We start from the raw sequence: 21,256 nt of genomic DNA, 5'->3' as shown, positions 1-21,256 counted from the left end.
ATAAGCCAGCTCAGTTATACCCTGTCTGCTGATCCAGGGAGCGCGTACGCGTTACAAGACTATTTTTCCGTTGCCAGTTTGCTTTCGCGGGTCTGACGTACCGCGGTGTCGGACGGCAACACCAGGTTCAGCACGATGGCAACAATGCCACCCGCGCTAATCGCTGAGCCAAACAGGTTAGCAAAAACCTTCGGTAAATGGCTGAGGAATTCAGGTTGCGCTTCGATGCCGAGGCCAATGCCAAACGAGACGGCAATGATCATCATGTCGCGGCGGGTCAACGGCGATTGGGTCATGATGCGGATGCCAGCGGCCAGTACGCTGCCAAACATCACCAGCGTCGCGCCGCCTAAAACCGGTGCCGGGATTTGCTGGACCACCGCGCCAAACGCCGGGAACAAGCCCAGTAACGCCAGCAGGCAGCCAATCCACATGCCGACATAGCGGCTGGCGACGCCAGTCATCTGGATCACGCCATTATTCTGCGCAAAGGTAGTGCTGGGCAGCGCCGAGAAGATGGCTGCCAGCATGCAGCTGACGCCATCCGCCAGAATGCCGCCCTTTAAACGTCTGACGTAGCTTTCCCCTTCAACGGGCTGGCGTGACAGCAGGCAGTTCGCCGTCAGATCACCGACCGCTTCAAGAATACTGATTAACGAAATCAGCGCAATCGGCAGAAACAGCGAGAAATCGAACTGGAAGCCGAAGCGATAGGGCTGTGGCACGGCAATCCAGGATTCGGTGAACGGATGCAGGGTCAGATTGCCGCTCAGCGCAGCGGCCACGCAGCCAACGGCCATACCGAGGATCACCGCAGAGAGACGCAGCCAGCGGTTGCGCGCGTGGCTGAACAGCACGATGGTGGCCAGCGTCAGCAAACCCAGCAACAGGTTAGGTACCGAACCGAAGTTTGCCGCGTTATGACCGCCGCCCCAGTCGGTGATGCTGACCTTAATCAAGCTGATGCCAATCAGGCACACCACGGTGCCACTGATTAACGGGGTGATCAGGCGGCGGATCTGGCCCAGAAAACGGCTGACGATCATCGGAATAAAGGCCGCAACCGTGGTCAGGCCGAAAATCATCGCCATCACATCTTCCGGGCTGCCGCCGCGATTTTTCACGCTGAATCCGGCCGCCAGAATCACCGCCAGAAAGGCAAAGCTGGTGCCCTGCAGGCAAATCATCCCGGCACCGATATGCCTTATCCGGCGAGCCTGAATAAAGGTGCCAAGGCCGGAGACAAACAGCGACATGCTGATCAGATAAGGCAGCCAGGCATTGAGGCCCAACACCGTACCGATAATCAACGGTGGTGTAATCACGCCCACCAGACTCGCCAGCACATGCTGTAACGCGGTAAACAGCGCGACCGTCGGAGTGGGTTTCTCCTCAAGGCCATAAATCAAATCAGAAGGTTCATTAGCAGACATAACTACACTCCATGGATCGGCAGACTTTGTCTCATGCATGAAACACGCCAGAGTGCAGTAAATGATGCGGTGGTTTTTTATTATCTGATAGATAAGGGCTTTTTTCTTGAATCGGATGATCCGAAAGTTTCACGATGTTTTTACGTGAACCTAATTGGTGCGATCCAACCCGGCAAATACGCACCAAAATGGCACATTCTCAGCGCGTGGCCGGCTGAATTTCATTGAGGGTGGCCACCAGATGCAGCACCGCCGGCGATCGATCCAGCCGTCGCCAGGCCAGGGCGATATCGCTGTTTAGCACCGCATCATCAATGGCATGCAGCGTGACGTCCGGATGGCGAATGCAGCCCAGCGATTCCGGCACGAGGGTATAGCCAAACCCACTGGCCACCAGCCCGATGGCGGAGGCGATTTGCGGTGCCTGTTGGCCGGTGCGCGGCTGGAATCCGGCCCGCAGACAGGCGCTGATGATCATCTCATACAGGCTGGGCGCCACTTCCTGCGGAAAGAGGATCAGCGGATCCTCCGCCAGCTGCTGCAGCGACAGGGATGCCTGGCCCGCCAGCGCATGGCCCGGCGGCAACACCGCCAGCATTTTTTCACTGGCGATGACCTTCAGATTAAAGGCTTTGCTGCTTTCACACGGCAGGCGCACAAAGGCCGCATCCAGCAATCCTTCCTGCAGGTTATGCAGCAGCGTCGCCATATTCTGCTCGCCGGTGATCATCTCCATATCCGGGTAGCGATGCTGAAACTCCCTGAGCAGGCTGAATACCGAACCATGAAACGCCACCGAGCTGGCGAAACCGAGGGAAAGTCGTCCCCGGGTGCCGCGCGCAATGCCTTTGGCTTTCTCCAGCGCATGACCACTGAGTTCGAGGATCTGGCAGGCATCCTGATAAAAGGCCTCTCCGGCTTCGGTCAGCTCAACGCTGCGGGTCAGTCGTTTCAACAACGGCAGGCCAATTTCGCGCTCAAGGCGAAGGATTTGCTGGCTCAGAGGCGGTTGGGAAATCCCAAGCAGTTCGGCCGCGCGGGTGAAGTTGTGGGTCTGGGCAACGGCCACAAAATAGCGCAGGTGACGGAGTTCCATATCAAAAACGTCTCAAAGTGAAGGCTTCCCTATATTGGTATCCGGCACTGAATCGAGTCAACATCCTGTTAATGATTCTTAACCTTTTAGCCACGAGGATGACATGAAAAATTCTGCAACTGACTGTTTATGCGAACAAGAGCTGGCCTCTACCGTCAGCGCATTGCAGCAGCATAAGCCAGAAAGCGTAATCTATCAGACCTCTCTGATGAGCGCGTTGCTGAGTGGGGTTTACGAGGGCAATATCACCGTTGCCGATCTGCTGAAAAAAGGCGACTTCGGCCTCGGTACCTTTAACCAGCTGGACGGCGAACTGATTGCCTTCGATCGTGAGGTCTATCAGTTACGCGCTGACGGCAGCGCCCGCGAGGCCAGTCCGCAGCAGAAAACCCCCTTTGCGGTGATGACCTTCTTCCGTCCGCAGCATCGCCATCATTTCGATCGGCCGGTGGGTCGTCAGCAGATTCACGACTATATCGACAGTCAGGTCACCTCCGATAACCAGTTCTGCGCCCTGCGCATCGACGGCCGTTTCTCGGAGGCGCAGACCCGCACCGTGCCGTGCCAGCATCGTCCTTATCGCAGCATGCCCGAAGTGCTCGGCCAGCAACCCACCTTTCATTTCAGCGAGCGCAACGGCGTGCTGATTGGTTTCCGCACGCCGCAATATATGCAGGGCATCAACGTGGCGGGTTACCACGAGCACTTTATTACCGATGACCGTCAGGGTGGCGGCCATCTGCTGGATTACCGGCTGGAGGAAGGGGTGCTGACCTTCGGTGCGATCAACAAACTGGTGATCGACCTGCCAAAAGATAACGACTTTCTGCAAGCCAACCTGAATCCCGACGATCTGGATTCGGCCATTCGTTCCGTTGAGAGCTAATTCCCCTAAGGAGTCATGATGAAAAATCCAACCGATACTCAGCTATGGCAGCATGGCGCCGATCTGGTCGTGGCGCAGCTGGAAGCTCAGGGCGTGAAGCAGGTCTTTGGTATTCCGGGCGCCAAAATCGATAAGGTCTTTGATTCGCTGGTGGACTCCACTATCCAGACCATCCCGGTGCGCCATGAAGCCAATGCTGCCTTTATGGCGGCGGCGGTAGGACGGCTGACCGGCAACGCGGGCGTGGCGCTGGTCACCTCCGGCCCCGGTTGCTCGAACCTGATCACCGGTATGGCCACCGCCACCAGTGAAGGCGATCCGGTGGTGGCGCTGGGCGGCGCGGTGAAGCGCGCGGACAGTGCAAAACAGGTGCATCAGAGCATGGACACCGTTGCCATGTTTCGTCCGGTCACCAAATATGCCGTTGAAGTCACCGATGCCAATGCCCTGTCTGAAGTGATCTCCAACGCCTTCCGCCAAGCTGAACACGGCAGAGGCGGCGGTGCCTTTGTCAGCCTGCCGCAGGATATTGTCGATCAACCGGCCCGGGGCAATCTGCTGAGCAGCAAAGGTCAGGTGTTGCTGGGCGCCGCGCCGGATGTGGCGATTGAGGCGGTTGCCGCACAGATTGCGCAGGCCAAAAACCCGGTTCTGCTGCTGGGACTGATGGCCAGCCAGCCGGAAAACAGCGATGCGCTACACCGCCTGCTGGAGCGCAGCCATATTCCCGTCACCAGCACCTATCAGGCGGCTGGGGCCGTCCGTCAGGGACACTTTTCACGCTTTGCTGGCCGGGTAGGCTTGTTTAACAATCAGGCGGGCGATCGTCTGTTACGTCAGGCTGACCTGATTATCACCATCGGCTACAGCCCGGTGGAATATGAGCCGGCCATGTGGAACAGCGGGACGGCCACGCTGGTGCATATCGATGTGTTGCCTGCGGAAGCGGATAACTGCTATTTGCCGGATGCTGAGCTGGTGGGCGATATCGCCGCAACGCTCGACAAACTCGCCGCGCGCATTGCCTCGCCTTTGCAGCTCAGCTCACAGGCCGCATCGATTCTGCACGATCGCCAGCAACAGCGGGAGCTGTTGACATTGCAGGGCCAGAATCTGAATCAGTTTGCCTTGCATCCGCTGCGCATCGTGCGGGCGATGCAGGACATCATTAACAGTGACGTCACCCTGACGGTGGATATGGGAAGCTTCCATATCTGGATTGCCCGCTATCTTTACAGCTTCCGGGCGCGTCAGATTATGATCTCCAACGGGCAACAGACGATGGGCGTGGCGCTGCCGTGGGCCATTGGCGCCTGGCTGGTCGACCCGAGCCGTAAAGTGGTGTCGGTCTCCGGCGATGGCGGATTCCTGCAGTCCAGTATGGAGCTGGAAACTGCCGTCAGGCTCAAAGCCAATATTCTGCACATCATCTGGGTGGATGAGGAATACAACATGGTGGCGATGCAGGAACAGAAGAAATATCAGCGGGTGTCGGGGGTTAAATTCGGCCCGGTCGATTTCAAAGCCTATGCCGAAGCCTTCGGCGCTGCCGGATTTGCGGTAGACAGCGCAGAAGCGTTAGAGCCAACGCTGCGTAAAGCCATGGATGTGCAGGGACCTGCAGTGGTCGCGGTGCCGGTCGATTATGCCGACAATCATTTGCTGATGGGCCAGCTCCATTTAAGCCAGATCCTCTAACCTCCAGCCACGATCCCAGCCTTAAGCCAAACCCGAGGCAGGCAACAGCGAAACGTTTCGATGGCGATCACAATTTCGCGATTTGGCGGTTGTTTTCGCCCCTGCCTCTCTTAAACTCCGGATCAGCGAAACGTTTCGCTCTGGAGTGAAAGATGAAAAAAGGCACCTTACTGAATTCTGATATTTCGTCCGTGGTTTCCCGCCTCGGGCATACCGACAGCCTGACCATCGGCGATGCGGGCTTGCCAATTCCGGCCGGTCCTCAGCGTATCGATCTGGCGCTGACCCACGGTATTCCCAGCTTTCTGCAGGTGGTTCACACCGTGACCGAAGAGATGCAGGTAGAAAGTGCCATCATCGCGGAAGAGATCAAATCTCATAATCCCAAGCTTCACAGCGACCTGTTAGCCCTGCTCGACTTGCTGCAACAACATCAGGGAAACACCATCTCGATCCAGTACGTCACTCATCACCAGTTAAAACAGCAAACCCAGCGTAGTCAGGCCGTGATCCGCAGTGGGGAATGTTCCCCCTACGCGAATATCATCCTGACCGCTGGCGTGACCTTCTGAGGCCATGATGCAACCTTTACTGCAACTGCAAGGTATTGATAAATCCTTTCCCGGCGTGAAGGCGCTTTCCGGCGCGGCACTCTCGGTCTATCCGGGCAGAGTGATGGCGCTGGTCGGCGAAAATGGTGCCGGTAAATCCACCATGATGAAGGTGATGACCGGGATCTATCCGCGTGATGCGGGTCGCATCACCTGGCTGGGCAATGACGTCTCCTTCAACGGGCCAAAAGCGTCGCAGGAAGCCGGCATTGGCATCATTCATCAGGAGCTGAACCTGATCCCACAGCTGAGCATTGCGGAAAACATCTTCCTCGGCCGTGAGTTTGTTAATGCGTTTGGCCGCATCCAGTGGAAGAAAATGCACGCCGAAGCCGACGTGCTGCTGAAAAAACTCAATCTGCGTTTTAGCAGCCACAGGCTGGTGGGCGATCTGTCGATCGGCGACCAGCAGATGGTCGAGATTGCTAAAGTGCTGAGTTATGAGTCGAAAGTGATCGTGATGGACGAACCCACCGATGCACTGACCGATACCGAAACCGCGTCGCTGTTCCGCGTGATCCGCGAGCTGAAGGCGCAGGGATGCGGCATTGTCTATATCTCGCACCGCATGAAGGAAATCTTCGAAATCTGCGATGACGTGACCATTTTCCGCGACGGACAGTTTATTGCCGAGCGGGCCGTGGAAAGCCTGGAAGAAGATTCGCTGATTGAAATGATGGTTGGCCGCAAGCTGGAAGAGCAATACCCGCGGCTGGATAAAGCGCCTGGTGAGGTTCGCCTCAAGGTGGAACATCTTACCGGGCCGGGCGTTGACGATATCAGCTTCACCCTGCGCAAAGGTGAAATTCTGGGTGTTGCCGGGCTGATGGGCGCGGGCCGTACCGAATTAATGAAGGTGTTATACGGCGCGATGCCGCGCAGCAGTGGCAGCGTGCAGCTCGACGGCAAAAACGTCACCACGCGTTCGCCTGAAGAAGGGCTGAAAAACGGCATCGTCTATATCTCTGAAGACCGTAAACGCGATGGACTGGTGCTGGGCATGTCGGTGAAAGAGAACATGTCTTTGACCGCGCTGGATTACTTCAGCCACAAAGGCGGACGCCTGAAGCACGCTGAAGAGCAGATGGCCGTTGGCGATTTTATTCAGCTTTTCAATGTGAAAACCCCGTCAATGGACCAGCCAATTGGGCTGCTGTCTGGCGGTAATCAACAGAAAGTCGCCATCGCTCGCGGTCTGATGACCCGCCCAAAAGTGTTGATCCTCGATGAGCCGACGCGCGGCGTCGATGTCGGGGCGAAGAAAGAAATTTATCAGTTAATCAATCAGTTCAAAGAAGAAGGGCTGAGCATCATCCTCGTCTCCTCTGAGATGCCTGAAGTGCTGGGTATGAGCGATCGCGTGCTGGTGATGCACGAAGGCCGCCTGAGCGGTGACTTCCCCATTGAACAAGCCACGCAGGAAGTCTTAATGGCGGCGGCGGTAGGCAAGCAACATAGCGTGGAGCTAGCAAAACTATGAGTACCCAAACCCTTCGTGCCAACCGCATCTTCAGCAAAAGCTGGCTGCTGGAGCAAAAATCGCTGATCGCCCTGATCGTGCTGATCGCCATTGTGTCGAGCCTCAGCCCGAACTTCTTCACCGTCAATAACCTGTTCAACATCCTGCAGCAGACGTCGGTCAACGCCATTATGGCGGTGGGCATGACGCTGGTGATCCTGACCTCGGGCATCGATCTTTCCGTGGGTTCATTGCTGGCATTGACCGGCGCGGTGGGCGCTTCGCTGGTGGGCCTGGAAGTCAATGCACTGGTCGCCGTGGCGGGATCGCTGGCCTTGGGCGCGGCGATTGGCGCGCTGACCGGTACGATTGTCGCCAAGGGCAAGGTTCAGGCCTTTATCGCCACGCTGGTGATGATGCTGCTGTTGCGCGGCGTGACCATGGTTTATACCAACGGTAGCCCGGTGAACACCGGCTTTAATGATAATGCCGATCTGTTTGGCTGGTTCGGCATCGGCCGCCCGCTGGGCATCCCAACGCCGGTGTGGATTATGGCCATCGTCTTCTTCGCGGCCTGGTACATGCTGCATCACACGCGTCTGGGCCGTTATATCTATGCGCTGGGCGGCAATGAAGCGGCGACCCGTTTATCCGGCATCAGCGTCAGCCGCGTTAAAATCATCGTTTATGCCCTGTGCGGCATGCTGGCCGCGCTGGCAGGCACGATTGAAGTGGCGCGTCTCTCTTCGGCTCAGCCAACGGCGGGAACCGGCTATGAGCTGGATGCTATCGCGGCCGTGGTGCTCGGCGGTACCAGCCTGGCAGGCGGTAAAGGACGCATTATGGGAACCTTGATCGGTGCGCTGATCCTCGGCTTCCTGAATAACGGCCTCAACCTGCTCGGTGTTTCTTCTTACTACCAAATGATCGTCAAAGCTGTGGTGATACTGCTGGCGGTGCTGGTAGATAACAAAAGCAGTAAATAACTCTCCCCTACAGGAATTTATGATGAAAATGAAACTGACTGCACTTGCTGTTCTGCTCGGCGTAACCGTCAGCGCAAACGCGCTGGCAAAAGACACCATCGCGCTGGTGGTTTCCACACTGAATAACCCGTTCTTCGTCTCCTTAAAAGATGGCGCACAGAAAGAAGCGGATAAGCTGGGCTACAACCTGGTGGTGCTGGATTCACAGAACAACCCGGCGAAAGAGCTGGCTAACGTGCAGGACCTGACCGTTCGCGGCACCAAACTGCTGCTGATCAACCCAACCGATTCAGACGCGGTGGGCAATGCCGTGAAGATGGCGAACCAGGCGAATATCCCGGTGATCACCCTCGACCGCGTGGCTTCCCAGGGCAAAGTGGTGAGCCACGTCGCTTCGGATAACCGTTTCGGCGGTAAAATGGCCGGTGACTACCTTGCCAAAAAACTGGGCGATAACGCCAAAATCATCGAGCTGGCCGGTATTGCCGGTACCTCGGCTGCCCGTGAACGTGGCGAAGGCTTCAAAACCGCGGCCGATGCGCACCACTTCCAGATCCTTGCCAGCCAGCCCGCTGATTTCGACCGTACTAAAGGCCTGAACGTGATGCAAAACCTGCTGACCGCGCATCCTGATGTGCAGGCCGTGTTCGCGCAGAATGATGAAATGGCGCTGGGCGCGATGCGTGCATTGCAAACCGCAGGCAAATCTGATGTTCTGGTGGTTGGCTTTGACGGCACCGCCGATGGCGTGAAGGCGGTTGAAGGTGGCAAGCTGGCCGCGACCGTGGCGCAGCAGCCAGAGCAGATCGGCGTTATCGGCGTGGATACCGCTGATAAAGTGCTGAAGGGCCAGAAGGTTCAGGCAATCAACCCGGTTGATCTGAAACTGGTCACTAAATAATTCAGCACGACACGCGCCACCTCCTGCAGGTGGCGCCTTTTTCTGGACGACACCCTGATGAAAACACCCGGTAAGCTGGCTGTCCTTGGCAGCATCAACGCAGATCACATCCTTAACCTGAACACCTTTCCTCGTCCCGGTGAAACGGTGATCGGCAAGCATTATCAAATCGCTTTCGGCGGCAAAGGGGCCAATCAGGCGGTCGCGGCCGGACGCAGCGGCGCTGACATCGCGTTTATCGCCTGTGTGGGTGAAGACGATATTGGTCAGCGTATTCGCGAGCAGCTGAATAAAGACAACATTGATGTTTCCCCTGTCGAAGTGATTGCGGGTGACTCCACCGGCGTGGCGCTGATTTTCGTCAATGCCGAAGGCGAAAACAGTATCGCCATCCATTCGGGTGCCAACGCGGCGTTGACGCCAGCCATCGTCATCAAGCACCAAAAAACGATCGCTGAGGCTGGCGCGTTACTGATGCAGCTTGAGTCTCCGCTTGATAGCGTGCTGGCGGCCGCCAAAATCGCCCATCAGCATCAGACCAAAGTGATCCTCAATCCCGCGCCTGCCACGCCGCTGTCCGATGAGCTGCTGGCGCTGGTGGATATGATCACCCCCAATGAAACCGAAGCCGAGATCCTGACGGGCGTCCATATCGACAGCGATGAGGATGCAGCCCGTGCGGCGGCGGTTCTGCATGATAAAGGCATCCACAGCGTGCTGATTACGCTGGGCAGTCGCGGCGTGTGGCTCAGTGAGCAGGGCGACGGGCAGCGCATTGCCGGCTTTAAGGTGGATGCGGTCGATACCATCGCCGCAGGCGATACCTTTAACGGCGCGTTGATTACCGCCTTACTGGACGAACAGCCGATGGCGCAGGCCGTGCGCTTTGCCCACGCCGCGGCCGCGATTTCAGTCACGCGATCCGGTGCGCAGCCTTCGGTGCCCTGGCGTCACGAGACCGACAGCTTCTTGCAGCAGCAGGGGTAGCACTTGGCCACCATGAAAGATGTCGCACGGCTGGCGGGCGTTTCAACGTCCACCGTTTCCCATGTGATCAACAACAACCGCTTTGTCAGTGACGCGGTGCGGGAAAAAGTGACCACGGCGATTTCGCAACTTAACTATGCGCCATCCGCCCTGGCACGAAGCCTGAAGCTTAACCAGACCCGCACCATCGGGATGCTGCTGACCGCCAGCAGCAACCCGTTCTATTCGGAAGTGGTGCGTGGCGTCGAAAGAAGCTGTTATGAGCGCGGCTACAGTCTGGTGCTGTGCAATACCGATGGCGATGAAAACCGCATGAACCGCAGTCTGGAGACGCTGTTGCAAAAGCGTGTCGACGGGCTGTTAATCATGTGTACCGAAAGCCATATTCCGTCGGTTGAGATCCTGACGCGCTATCCTTCTATCCCTTCCGTGATGATGGACTGGTCCCCTTTTGACGGTGGCAGCGACATTATTCAGGATAACTCGCTGCTGGGCGGCGAAATGGCCACCCGGCATCTTATCTCCCGGGGGTATACGCGTATTGCCTGTATCGCCGGACCACAGGATAAAACGCCGGCCCGTTTACGCCTTGAGGGATTTCATCAGGCGATGAAACAGGCGGGTTTACCGGTGCTGCCTGGCTATATCGTCGCTGGCGATCTGGAGTTTGAGGGCGGCTACAATGCGATGAACCAACTGCTGGCGCTCAACCCGCTGCCGCAGGCGGTGTTTACCAGCAACGATGCGATGGCGGTTGGGGTTTATCATGCGTTGTATCAGGCAGGACTGTCGGTGCCGCAGGACATTGCGGTGATCGGCTATGACGATATCGAGCTGGCCCGCTATATGACCCCGCCGCTGACCACCATCCATCAGCCGAAAGATGAACTGGGTGAGTTGGCCATTGATACGTTGCTGCATCGTCTGGCCGAGCCCGGTGGCAGCCAGCAACTGCTGGTGCTGACACCGGAACTGGTCGAGCGTGGATCCGTCGGGGAGCGTTAAGCGGCTTTCTTCTTTTTCTCCCGGTTGCTGATCAGATGCCTTCCGTCGCCGGGTTTCAACATCAAAAACACCGATCCTGAGATCACCGTGACCACACCCATCGTCAGGAACGTGGCATGGAAGTGCTGAACGGTGGTGCCATCAAAGTTTTCATAGAATCGCAGCACGGCGGCACTGACCGCCACCCCGAAGCTGATCGCCAGCTGTTGGGTCACGGCCAGCATGCTGTTGCCGCTGCTGGCGTTGGCATCATTAAGATCCGCCAGTGTGATGGTGTTCATGGCGGTGAACTGTGTCGACATCCCCATCCCCAGAACAAACAGCGGCAGCAGGAGCACCAGCAGGCTCATCCCCGGCGTTTGTAAGGCGAAGCTGGCAACCAGCACGCCGATGATCACGCTAATCCATACCAGGGTTTTACGGTAGCCAAACCAGCGCAGCACCTGCGTCACCATCGACTTGGCCATAATCGAACCTAACGCGGTCGGTGCCATCATGCAGCCTGCCAGGATCGCCGAGTAACCAAAGCCAACCTGCAGCATCAACGGCATCAGGAAAGGAATGCATCCCGTCCCGAGGCGTGCGGCGATATTGCCCAGTATGCCTACCGAGAAAGTGCGGGTTTTAAACATCGGCAACGGGATGAGCGGCGTAGGGTGGCGTCTTGCGTGCACTATATAGAGAAGAAGTAACAGAACGCCGCCCAGCGTGACCGCCAGCGCAATGCTGGTGGCAACGATCTTCTCGCCAAACAGCTCTATTCCGCTCGAAAGCAGCACCAGCCCAATCCCGAACAGCAAAAAGCCCAGGAAATCGAAGCGGCGGCGTGGCGTGGTGAAGTCCGGCATATATTTGCGGGCATAGATGATGCCGGCAATCCCCATCGGGATATTAATCAGGAAGATCCAGTGCCAGGTAGCATAGGTCACCAGCACGCCACCCAGCATCGGCCCCAGTACCGGGCCAATCAGTCCGGGCATGGTGACGAAATTGAGTACCGGCAGCAGTTCGCTCCGTGGGTAAGCCCTTAACAGGGCAAGGCGTGCAACCGGCATCATCATCGCGCCGCCGACACCCTGCACCACCCTGAAAGCAACCAGTGAGGTTAGCGACCCCGAGAGTGCGCAGGCGAGAGAGCCGAGGGTAAACAGTGAGACAGCGACGATAAAGACTTTGCGGGTGCCGTAGCGATCGGCCAGCCAGCCGCTGACGGGAATAAGCAGGGCAACCGTTAAGGTGTAGCTGATGACGGCGGACTGCATCGCCAGCGGAGAGCGGTTAAGACTTTGGGCGATTGCAGGGAGGGCGGTGTTCAGTATCGTGGCATCCAGCGCCTGCATAAAGAAGGCCATGGCGGCGATCCACGGAAGTCCGGCCATACTGCGCGCGGATTTTATCATTTAGCATCCTTTTTAATGTTCAATGCTGGCAGGGCAAACCTGCAATGCATAAAGAATAGTATCAGCTGACCTGGTTACAGGAAGGGCAAAAGGGCTTTTAAAGGCCATTTAGCTGCTAAAAACAGCGTAAGACGGGTGTTTTTTCACCTTTTGGTGAAAAAAGAGGCGGTCAGATCTTTTTTGTTGAGAAACACTTGCGGCCTTCCAGGAATTCCCTATAATGCGCCTCCACTGACACGGAACAACGACTTACGAGTCACCGGGTCAGAGGTTCAGGAAGCTGAATCGCCGGAGAAAAACTTCCCAAAAAGAAGTTGACTCTGAAGGAGGAAAGCGTAATATACGCCACCTCGCAGTAAGGCGCCAAGGCACTTACCGCAACGCTCTTTAACAATTTATCAGACAATCTGTGTGGGCACTCGCAGGATTGATATCAGCGCCGCAAGGCGCAAAAAAATATCAAGCCTTAAGAGTGAACACATAATGAAATTCATTATGACGTTTTACACTTGAGCATCGCTGAACTTGTTTCAGCAAATCGAACTTTTAATTGAAGAGTTTGATCATGGCTCAGATTGAACGCTGGCGGCAGGCCTAACACATGCAAGTCGAACGGTAGCACAGAGAGCTTGCTCTCGGGTGACGAGTGGCGGACGGGTGAGTAATGTCTGGGAAACTGCCTGATGGAGGGGGATAACTACTGGAAACGGTAGCTAATACCGCATAACGTCTTCGGACCAAAGTGGGGGACCTTCGGGCCTCACACCATCGGATGTGCCCAGATGGGATTAGCTAGTAGGTGGGGTAATGGCTCACCTAGGCGACGATCCCTAGCTGGTCTGAGAGGATGACCAGCCACACTGGAACTGAGACACGGTCCAGACTCCTACGGGAGGCAGCAGTGGGGAATATTGCACAATGGGCGCAAGCCTGATGCAGCCATGCCGCGTGTATGAAGAAGGCCTTCGGGTTGTAAAGTACTTTCAGCGGGGAGGAAGGCGATAAGGTTAATAACCTTGTCGATTGACGTTACCCGCAGAAGAAGCACCGGCTAACTCCGTGCCAGCAGCCGCGGTAATACGGAGGGTGCAAGCGTTAATCGGAATTACTGGGCGTAAAGCGCACGCAGGCGGTCTGTCAAGTCAGATGTGAAATCCCCGGGCTTAACCTGGGAACTGCATTTGAAACTGGCAGGCTAGAGTCTTGTAGAGGGGGGTAGAATTCCAGGTGTAGCGGTGAAATGCGTAGAGATCTGGAGGAATACCGGTGGCGAAGGCGGCCCCCTGGACAAAGACTGACGCTCAGGTGCGAAAGCGTGGGGAGCAAACAGGATTAGATACCCTGGTAGTCCACGCCGTAAACGATGTCGACTTGGAGGTTGTGCCCTTGAGGCGTGGCTTCCGGAGCTAACGCGTTAAGTCGACCGCCTGGGGAGTACGGCCGCAAGGTTAAAACTCAAATGAATTGACGGGGGCCCGCACAAGCGGTGGAGCATGTGGTTTAATTCGATGCAACGCGAAGAACCTTACCTGGCCTTGACATCCACGGAATTCGGCAGAGATGCCTTAGTGCCTTCGGGAACCGTGAGACAGGTGCTGCATGGCTGTCGTCAGCTCGTGTTGTGAAATGTTGGGTTAAGTCCCGCAACGAGCGCAACCCTTATCCTTTGTTGCCAGCGAGTAATGTCGGGAACTCAAAGGAGACTGCCGGTGACAAACCGGAGGAAGGTGGGGATGACGTCAAGTCATCATGGCCCTTACGGCCAGGGCTACACACGTGCTACAATGGCGCATACAAAGAGAAGCGAACTCGCGAGAGCAAGCGGACCTCACAAAGTGCGTCGTAGTCCGGATCGGAGTCTGCAACTCGACTCCGTGAAGTCGGAATCGCTAGTAATCGTAGATCAGAATGCTACGGTGAATACGTTCCCGGGCCTTGTACACACCGCCCGTCACACCATGGGAGTGGGTTGCAAAAGAAGTAGGTAGCTTAACCTTCGGGAGGGCGCTTACCACTTTGTGATTCATGACTGGGGTGAAGTCGTAACAAGGTAACCGTAGGGGAACCTGCGGTTGGATCACCTCCTTACCTGAAGATACCTTCCCGCGTAGTGTCCACAACAGATTGTCTGATAGAAAACGTAATGAGCAACAGTAACAGAGTCCCCATCGTCTAGAGGCCCAGGACACTGCCCTTTCACGGCTGTAACAGGGGTTCGAATCCCCTTGGGGACGCCATCTCCTGATAATGAGTGAAAGACATTATCAACCAGTATCTCAAAACTGATTCTCTCCGCAAGGACGAGTCACGTTTGAGATATTTGCTCTTTAACAATCCGGAACAAGCTGAAAATTGAAACGACATGTCGTTTTCATTCTCCGTAATAAGAATGAAATCAATGATATGTTCGAGTCTCTCAAATGCTTACAACAGCAATGTGTCTTTCGGGACGCTTGTGGGTTGTGAGGTTAAGTGACTAAGCGTACACGGTGGATGCCTAGGCAGTCAGAGGCGATGAAGGGCGTGCTAATCTGCGATAAGCGTCGGTAAGGTGATATGAACCGTAATAACCGACGATACCCGAATGGGGAAACCCGGTGCACTTTGGTGCATCATTGCAACATGAATACATAGTGTTGCAAGGCGAACCTGGGGAACTGAAACATCTAAGTACCCAGAGGAAAAGAAATCAACCGAGATTCCCCCAGTAGCGGCGAGCGAACGGGGAACAGCCCAGAACCTGAATCAGTTTGTGCATTAGTGGAAGCGTCTGGAAAGTCGCAGGGTACAGGGTGATACTCCCGTACACAAAAATGCACTTGCTGTGAGTTCGATGAGTAGGGCGGGACACGTGACATCCTGTCTGAATATGGGGGGACCATCCTCCAAGGCTAAATACTCCTGACTGACCGATAGTGAACCAGTACCGTGAGGGAAAGGCGAAAAGAACCCCGGCGAGGGGAGTGAAACAGAACCTGAAACCGTGTACGTACAAGCAGTGGGAGCACCTTCGTGGTGTGACTGCGTACCTTTTGTATAATGGGTCAGCGACTTATATTCTGTAGCAAGGTTAACCGTATAGGGGAGCCGAAGGGAAACCGAGTCTTAACTGGGCGTTAAGTTGCAGGGTATAGACCCGAAACCCGGTGATCTAGCCATGGGCAGGTTGAAGGTTGGGTAACACTAACTGGAGGACCGAACCGACTAATGTTGAAAAATTAGCGGATGACTTGTGGCTGGGGGTGAAAGGCCAATCAAACCGGGAGATAGCTGGTTCTCCCCGAAAGCTATTTAGGTAGCGCCTCGTGAACTCATCTTCGGGGGTAGAGCACTGTTTCGGCTAGGGGGCCATCCCGGCTTACCAACCCGATGCAAACTGCGAATACCGAAGAATGTTATCACGGGAGACACACGGCGGGTGCTAACGTCCGTCGTGAAGAGGGAAACAACCCAGACCGCCAGCTAAGGTCCCAAAGTCATGGTTAAGTGGGAAACGATGTGGGAAGGCACAGACAGCCAGGATGTTGGCTTAGAAGCAGCCATCATTTAAAGAAAGCGTAATAGCTCACTGGTCGAGTCGGCCTGCGCGGAAGATGTAACGGGGCTAAACCATGCACCGAAGCTGCGGCAGCGACGCTTATGCGTTGTTGGGTAGGGGAGCGTTCTGTAAGCCGTCGAAGGTGGACTGTGAGGTCTGCTGGAGGTATCAGAAGTGCGAATGCTGACATAAGTAACGATAAAGCGGGTGAAAAGCCCGCTCGCCGGAAGACCAAGGGTTCCTGTCCAACGTTAATCGGGGCAGGGTGAGTCGACCCCTAAGGCGAGGCCGAAAGGCGTAGTCGATGGGAAACAGGTTAATATTCCTGTACTCGGTGTTACTGCGAAGGGGGGACGGAGAAGGCTATGTTAGCCGGGCGACGGTTGTCCCGGTTTAAGCATGTAGGCGGAGAGTTTAGGTAAATCCGGACTCTTTTTAACGCTGAGGTGTGATGACGAGGCACTACGGTGCTGAAGTAACAAATGCCCTGCTTCCAGGAAAAGCCTCTAAGCATCAGGTAACACGGAATCGTACCCCAAACCGACACAGGTGGTCAGGTAGAGAATACCAAGGCGCTTGAGAGAACTCGGGTGAAGGAACTAGGCAAAATGGTGCCGTAACTTCGGGAGAAGGCACGCTGGCGCGTAGGTGAAGGGACTTGCTCCCGGAGCTGAAGCCAGTCGAAGATACCAGCTGGCTGCAACTGTTTATTAAAAACACAGCACTGTGCAAACACGAAAGTGGACGTATACGGTGTGACGCCTGCCCGGTGCCGGAAGGTTAATTGATGGGGTTATCCGCAAGGAGAAGCTCTTGATCGAAGCCCCGGTAAACGGCGGCCGTAACTATAACGGTCCTAAGGTAGCGAAATTCCTTGTCGGGTAAGTTCCGACCTGCACGAATGGCGTAATGATGGCCAGGCTGTCTCCACCCGAGACTCAGTGAAATTGAACTCGCTGTGAAGATGCAGTGTACCCGCGGCAAGACGGAAAGACCCCGTGAACCTTTACTATAGCTTGACACTGAATATTGAACCTTGATGTGTAGGATAGGTGGGAGGCTTTGAAGCGTGGACGCCAGTCTGCGTGGAGCCAACCTTGAAATACCACCCTTTAACGTTTGATGTTCTAACCTGGCGCCGTGATCCGGCGTGGGGACAGTGTCTGGTGGGTAGTTTGACTGGGGCGGTCTCCTCCTAAAGAGTAACGGAGGAGCACGAAGGTTAGCTAATCACGGTCGGACATCGTGAGGTTAGTGCAATGGCATAAGCTAGCTTGACTGCGAGAGTGACGGCTCGAGCAGGTGCGAAAGCAGGTCATAGTGATCCGGTGGTTCTGAATGGAAGGGCCATCGCTCAACGGATAAAAGGTACTCCGGGGATAACAGGCTGATACCGCCCAAGAGTTCATATCGACGGCGGTGTTTGGCACCTCGATGTCGGCTCATCACATCCTGGGGCTGAAGTAGGTCCCAAGGGTACGGCTGTTCGCCGTTTAAAGTGGTACGCGAGCTGGGTTTAGAACGTCGTGAGACAGTTCGGTCCCTATCTGCCGTGGGCGCTGGAAGATTGAGAGGGGTTGCTCCTAGTACGAGAGGACCGGAGTGAACGCACCACTGGTGTTCGGGTTGTCATGCCAATGGCATTGCCCGGTAGCTAAGTGCGGAAAAGATAAGCGCTGAAAGCATCTAAGCGCGAAACTTGCCTCGAGATGAATCTTCCCTGGGCCTTTAAGGCCCCTGAAGGGACGTTGAAGACTACGACGTTGATAGGCCGGGTGTGTAAGCGCAGCGATGCGTTGAGCTAACCGGTACTAATGACCCGTGAGGCTTAACCTTACAACACCAGAAGCGTTCTGGTGGGTGTCTGAGAGACACGAACGATATTTTCAGCTTGAACCGGATAAATTTGCGCGGCCTTATGGCGGCGTGAATAACAGAATTTGCCTGGCGGCTTTAGCGCGGTGGTCCCACCTGACCCCATGCCGAACTCAGAAGTGAAACGCCGTAGCGCCGATGGTAGTGTGGGGTCTCCCCATGCGAGAGTAGGGAACTGCCAGGCATCAATTAAGCAGACAAGCCTCATGCGAAAGCATGGGGCTTTTTTGTGTGCGTAAAAAGCAAAAACCCACAGCAGACCCGCCTCAAAACAGCTCCTGAACCCCCCAAAATACCCAAAAACCAGACAAAAAAAGACGCCGTGCTGCCGCACGACGCCTCTAAATTCCGCTAAATTCAGCGCTTACCCTGAAATGAAGCGAGATCTTCAGGCGTATTAAGATTAATAAACGCCTGCTGGTTGTCGAAATTAACCGCTGAACCGCCCACTTCTGTCAGGAAAACCATCAATTTGCGGTCGCCACGCTGCAAATATTCTTCCAGCTGAGGCGCCAGACTCCGGTGAACTAACGCCAGTGTGGGATGATCGCGTTCACCACATCTCACCCAGGCTGCTTTTGCCCCGGCATTTTTTACCTGCCAAAGCTGACTGACCAGATTTGTTGGAAGGAAGGGCGTATCACAGGAGGCAAAAACGGCCCAATCGGTGTTGATTCGCTGCAAAGCGGCCAACATGCCTGCCAGCGGACCCGCAAATCCGGTAAAAGTATCGGCAAAAACCTCGCAACCACTTTCCAGGTAGCGCTGATGATGACGATTGGCACTGATACAGACCTCCGCAACCTGCGGCTGCAGGATCGCCAGCACATGCTGATACAGCGGCTTGCCATTCAGCATCACCAACCCTTTATCCTCGCCCTGCATCCTGGAACCTCTCCCTCCGGCCAGAATCACGCCGCTGACATCCTCTACTCTATACTTCACTGGTTGAGTCATGCGCCACAATACCCCTCTTTTCATGTGGGATTAAAGCTGGTAACCTGGCGTCCTCTGTCGACCTTAAGGAACCCTGTCATGAAATGCCACCGTCTTAATGAACTGATTTCTCTTCTTCAGCCTGAATGGCAGAAAGAACCCGACCTTAATCTGATGCAATTTTTGCAGAAACTGGCGTCTGAGTCAGGTTTTAGCGGCCCAATAGGCGATCTGACAGACGATATTCTGATCTATCATCTGAAAATGCGCGGTACCGATAAAGATGAGCAGATCCCAGGTCTGAAAAAAGATTATGAAGAGGATTTTAAGACCGCGCTGCTGCGTGCCAGAGGAGTCATTAAAGATTAATTCCCCGCAGTCTCCCGTAGCCTGCTGCGTTTAATGGTATTCTTAAGGGCTAATTCACGCCATGAGCATCCCGGATGAAAGAACCCGCGTTTAATTTTCAACATCTTGATCCCGATACCATCCTTGATGCACTCTGGGAGACTGGGATCCGTGTGGAATCAGGGCTGACTGCCCTGAACAGCTATGAAAACCGGGTCTATCAGTTCTCAGATGAAGACAAAACCCGCTATGTGGTGAAGTTTTATCGCCCACAACGTTGGTCACAGCAGCAGATCCTGGAAGAACATCAGTTCACTGCAGAACTGTTTGATGATGAGGTTCCCGTCGCAGCGCCGCTGCAATTACAGGGAAAAACCCTCCATCAGCATAATGGTTACCTGTATACCGTATTCCCAAGCCTGGGTGGTCGTCAGTATGAAACGGACAATTATGACCATCTGGAATGGGTAGGGCGATTCCTTGGTCGTATCCATCAGACGGGCCGCAAAAGCACCTTTGCCGTTCGTCCTACCCTGGGGCTGGACGAATACATCAACGAACCGCTTCAGGTCTTTGAAGCCAGTACATTAATTCCCCGTAAGTTGAAGGAGCCCTTATTGGCCAGCGTGCGGCTGATAGGCACAACTTTACAAAAATACTGGCATACTCAGTGGCAGCCTTTACGCCTGCATGGTGACTGCCATCCGGGCAATATTCTCTGGCGTGATGGCCCGTTCTTTGTTGACCTCGATGACGCCCGTAATGGCCCCGCCGTGCAGGATTTATGGATGTTAATTAACGGGGATAAACAAGAACAACGCCTACAATGGGATATTCTGTTAGAGGCTTACAGTGAATTCTGCGAGTTCGATACACACGAATTGTCACTTATTGAACCTTTACGCGCTATGCGGATGGTTTATTATCTGGCGTGGGTTGTTCGCCGCTGGCAAGACCCTGCATTTCCTGCAAGTTTTCCATGGATGACGGATGAAGATTTCTGGCGCAGGCAGATTTCACTATTTAACGAGCAGGCAAGGTTGTTGCAGGAGCCCCCGCTACAACTGACGCCCGCATTCTAAGGCTGACCGTCTTTTCCGGTTTGCCCAATTTGCTGTTAGGAGAGAGTTTCACGATGAAAAAGATTTGGTTTGCGCTGGTTGGTCTGGTTTTGGCCTTTAGTGCGTCAGCAGCCCAGTTTACGGATGGCCAGCAATACGTGACGATGCAGAAACCCGTCGCTGGCGAACCTCAGGTTCTCGAGTTCTTCTCTTTCTTCTGCCCTCACTGCTATGAGTTTGAAAACGTCTGGCATGTTAGCGATGCGGTGAAGAAAGCCCTGCCTGCTGACACCAAAGTGACCAAATATCACGTCGAGTTCCTGGGTGGTGAGATGGGTAAAACCGTGACTCAGGCCTGGGCTGTTGCAATGGCTCTGGGCGTGGAAGATAAAGTTACCACACCACTCTTTGATGGCATTCAGAAAACACAGACCATCACTGATGCAGCGAGCCTGAAAGATGTCTTCGTCAAAGCGGCAGGCATTACGCCCGAAGCTTATGACGGCGCCTGGAATAGTTTCGTCGTGAAATCTCTGGTGGCCCAGCAGGAAAAAGCGGCAGCCGATGTACAGCTGCAGGGCGTTCCAGCGATGTTTGTTAACGGCAAATATATGGTTAACAACGGTGGCCTGGATACCAGCTCAATGGACAACTATGTTCAGCAATATGCCAACGTAGTGAAGTTCCTGCTGACTCAGAAGTAATTGACGTCAGTCTGCAACGCCGGCGTAATGCCGGCGTTGTTGTTTTCAACTGCCGGCTCTGGTTTCTCCACGGAATAAACATGCTGAGAAGATCCTGATTGAAAGACAGAGATCCTGTGCGATCGGCAAAGGCAATAATTAATATCCACATATAATTCATTCCGTGAAACCTGAAGTTATTCCTGGCGAATAAATTTAACTTGTTGAAAACAGGTTTTTTTTGTTTTTATGCCGGCATTTTATTCTAGGTATGAAAAACCGGGATCATTTTTACGCACAAACTTATCCACAGCTTATTACTGCGTCACCTCCCGCAAAATCAACAGCCAAAT

15 protein-coding genes, 1 tRNA gene and 3 rRNA genes are annotated in these 21,256 nt (G+C 54.8%); 15 read left to right on the top strand and 4 right to left on the bottom strand.

Annotated elements, in window-relative coordinates; genetic code table 11:
- Positions 1–59: 59 nt before the first annotated feature.
- Entirely contained in the window at positions 60–1,433 is a 1,374-nt protein-coding gene (locus tag ACXKZG_RS22655; RefSeq protein WP_134823126.1) for a nucleobase:cation symporter-2 family protein, read from the bottom strand.
- Between the two features lie 199 nt (positions 1,434–1,632).
- Positions 1,633–2,529, bottom strand: a complete 897-nt coding sequence (locus ACXKZG_RS22650; protein WP_013200052.1) for a LysR family transcriptional regulator — start codon at positions 2,527–2,529, stop codon at positions 1,633–1,635.
- Positions 2,530–2,632: 103 nt separating this feature from the next.
- Between ACXKZG_RS22650 and budA the strand changes: the two genes are divergently transcribed.
- The 8 genes from budA (at position 2,633) to rbsR (ending at position 11,062) form a co-directional block, all read left to right on the top strand.
- Positions 2,633–3,415, top strand: coding sequence for an acetolactate decarboxylase (budA, locus tag ACXKZG_RS22645; protein WP_488875492.1), 783 nt, complete (start codon positions 2,633–2,635; stop codon positions 3,413–3,415).
- A gap of 18 nt (positions 3,416–3,433) precedes the next feature.
- A complete protein-coding gene (gene alsS / locus ACXKZG_RS22640) occupies positions 3,434–5,113 on the top strand; it encodes an acetolactate synthase AlsS (protein ID WP_134823128.1) in 1,680 nt (559 codons plus the stop codon).
- Positions 5,114–5,265: 152 nt separating this feature from the next.
- A complete protein-coding gene (rbsD, locus tag ACXKZG_RS22635; protein ID WP_013200055.1) occupies positions 5,266–5,685 on the top strand; it encodes a D-ribose pyranase in 420 nt (139 codons plus the stop codon).
- Positions 5,686–5,692: 7 nt separating this feature from the next.
- Positions 5,693–7,204: a ribose ABC transporter ATP-binding protein RbsA gene (rbsA, locus tag ACXKZG_RS22630; protein ID WP_053141028.1), complete on the top strand. Its 1,512-nt coding sequence runs from the start codon at positions 5,693–5,695 to the stop codon at positions 7,202–7,204.
- Positions 7,201–8,169, top strand: coding sequence for a ribose ABC transporter permease (rbsC, locus tag ACXKZG_RS22625; RefSeq protein WP_013200057.1), 969 nt, complete (start codon positions 7,201–7,203; stop codon positions 8,167–8,169). Before rbsA ends, rbsC begins: the two co-directional genes overlap by 4 nt.
- Positions 8,170–8,191: 22 nt before the next feature.
- A complete protein-coding gene (gene rbsB, locus ACXKZG_RS22620) occupies positions 8,192–9,070 on the top strand; it encodes a ribose ABC transporter substrate-binding protein RbsB (protein ID WP_053141027.1) in 879 nt (292 codons plus the stop codon).
- A 57-nt stretch (positions 9,071–9,127) separates the two neighbouring features.
- Positions 9,128–10,057, top strand: a complete 930-nt coding sequence (rbsK, locus tag ACXKZG_RS22615) for a ribokinase (RefSeq protein ID WP_013200059.1) — start codon at positions 9,128–9,130, stop codon at positions 10,055–10,057.
- Between the two features lie 3 nt (positions 10,058–10,060).
- A complete protein-coding gene (gene rbsR / locus ACXKZG_RS22610) occupies positions 10,061–11,062 on the top strand; it encodes a ribose operon transcriptional repressor RbsR (protein ID WP_209215495.1) in 1,002 nt (333 codons plus the stop codon).
- On the opposite strand, the gene mdtD is transcribed toward rbsR, so the two are convergent.
- Entirely contained in the window at positions 11,059–12,462 is a 1,404-nt protein-coding gene (gene mdtD / locus ACXKZG_RS22605) for a multidrug transporter subunit MdtD (RefSeq protein ID WP_013200061.1), read from the bottom strand. The genes rbsR and mdtD overlap by 4 nt on opposite strands.
- A gap of 547 nt (positions 12,463–13,009) precedes the next feature.
- On the opposite strand from mdtD, the gene ACXKZG_RS22600 reads away from it, so the two are divergent.
- From ACXKZG_RS22600 to rrf, 4 genes are all read left to right on the top strand, one after another.
- Positions 13,010–14,550, top strand: a 16S ribosomal RNA gene (locus ACXKZG_RS22600).
- A gap of 73 nt (positions 14,551–14,623) precedes the next feature.
- Positions 14,624–14,699: transfer RNA gene (locus ACXKZG_RS22595), tRNA-Glu, on the top strand.
- A gap of 229 nt (positions 14,700–14,928) precedes the next feature.
- Positions 14,929–17,836: ribosomal RNA gene (locus tag ACXKZG_RS22590) — 23S ribosomal RNA — on the top strand.
- 107 nt (positions 17,837–17,943) lie between these two features.
- A 5S ribosomal RNA gene (gene rrf, locus ACXKZG_RS22585) occupies positions 17,944–18,059 on the top strand.
- Together the 16S, 23S and 5S rRNA genes with 1 tRNA gene alongside form the textbook arrangement of a ribosomal RNA operon.
- Positions 18,060–18,232: 173 nt before the next feature.
- Here rrf and mobA read toward each other — a convergent pair.
- Positions 18,233–18,832 carry a molybdenum cofactor guanylyltransferase MobA gene (gene mobA / locus ACXKZG_RS22580; RefSeq protein WP_346596275.1) on the bottom strand — a complete coding sequence of 200 codons (600 nt, stop codon included), beginning with the start codon at positions 18,830–18,832 and terminating at the stop codon, positions 18,233–18,235.
- Positions 18,833–18,910: 78 nt separating this feature from the next.
- Here mobA and ACXKZG_RS22575 point away from each other — a divergent pair, with 78 nt between their 5' ends.
- From ACXKZG_RS22575 to dsbA, 3 genes are all read left to right on the top strand, one after another.
- Entirely contained in the window at positions 18,911–19,180 is a 270-nt protein-coding gene (locus tag ACXKZG_RS22575; protein WP_013200063.1) for a YihD family protein, read from the top strand.
- A gap of 74 nt (positions 19,181–19,254) precedes the next feature.
- Entirely contained in the window at positions 19,255–20,241 is a 987-nt protein-coding gene (locus ACXKZG_RS22570) for a serine/threonine protein kinase (protein ID WP_488875491.1), read from the top strand.
- A 53-nt stretch (positions 20,242–20,294) separates the two neighbouring features.
- Positions 20,295–20,924 (top strand): thiol:disulfide interchange protein DsbA, encoded by a 630-nt coding sequence (gene dsbA / locus ACXKZG_RS22565; RefSeq protein ID WP_151038617.1) that lies wholly within the window; start codon positions 20,295–20,297, stop codon positions 20,922–20,924.
- Positions 20,925–21,256: the final 332 nt, after the last annotated feature.

This window comes from Erwinia sp. 2186, from assembly GCF_057812255.1.
Note: the sequence above shows the minus strand (reverse complement) of the source record. Positions and strands in the feature narration are given on the sequence as shown.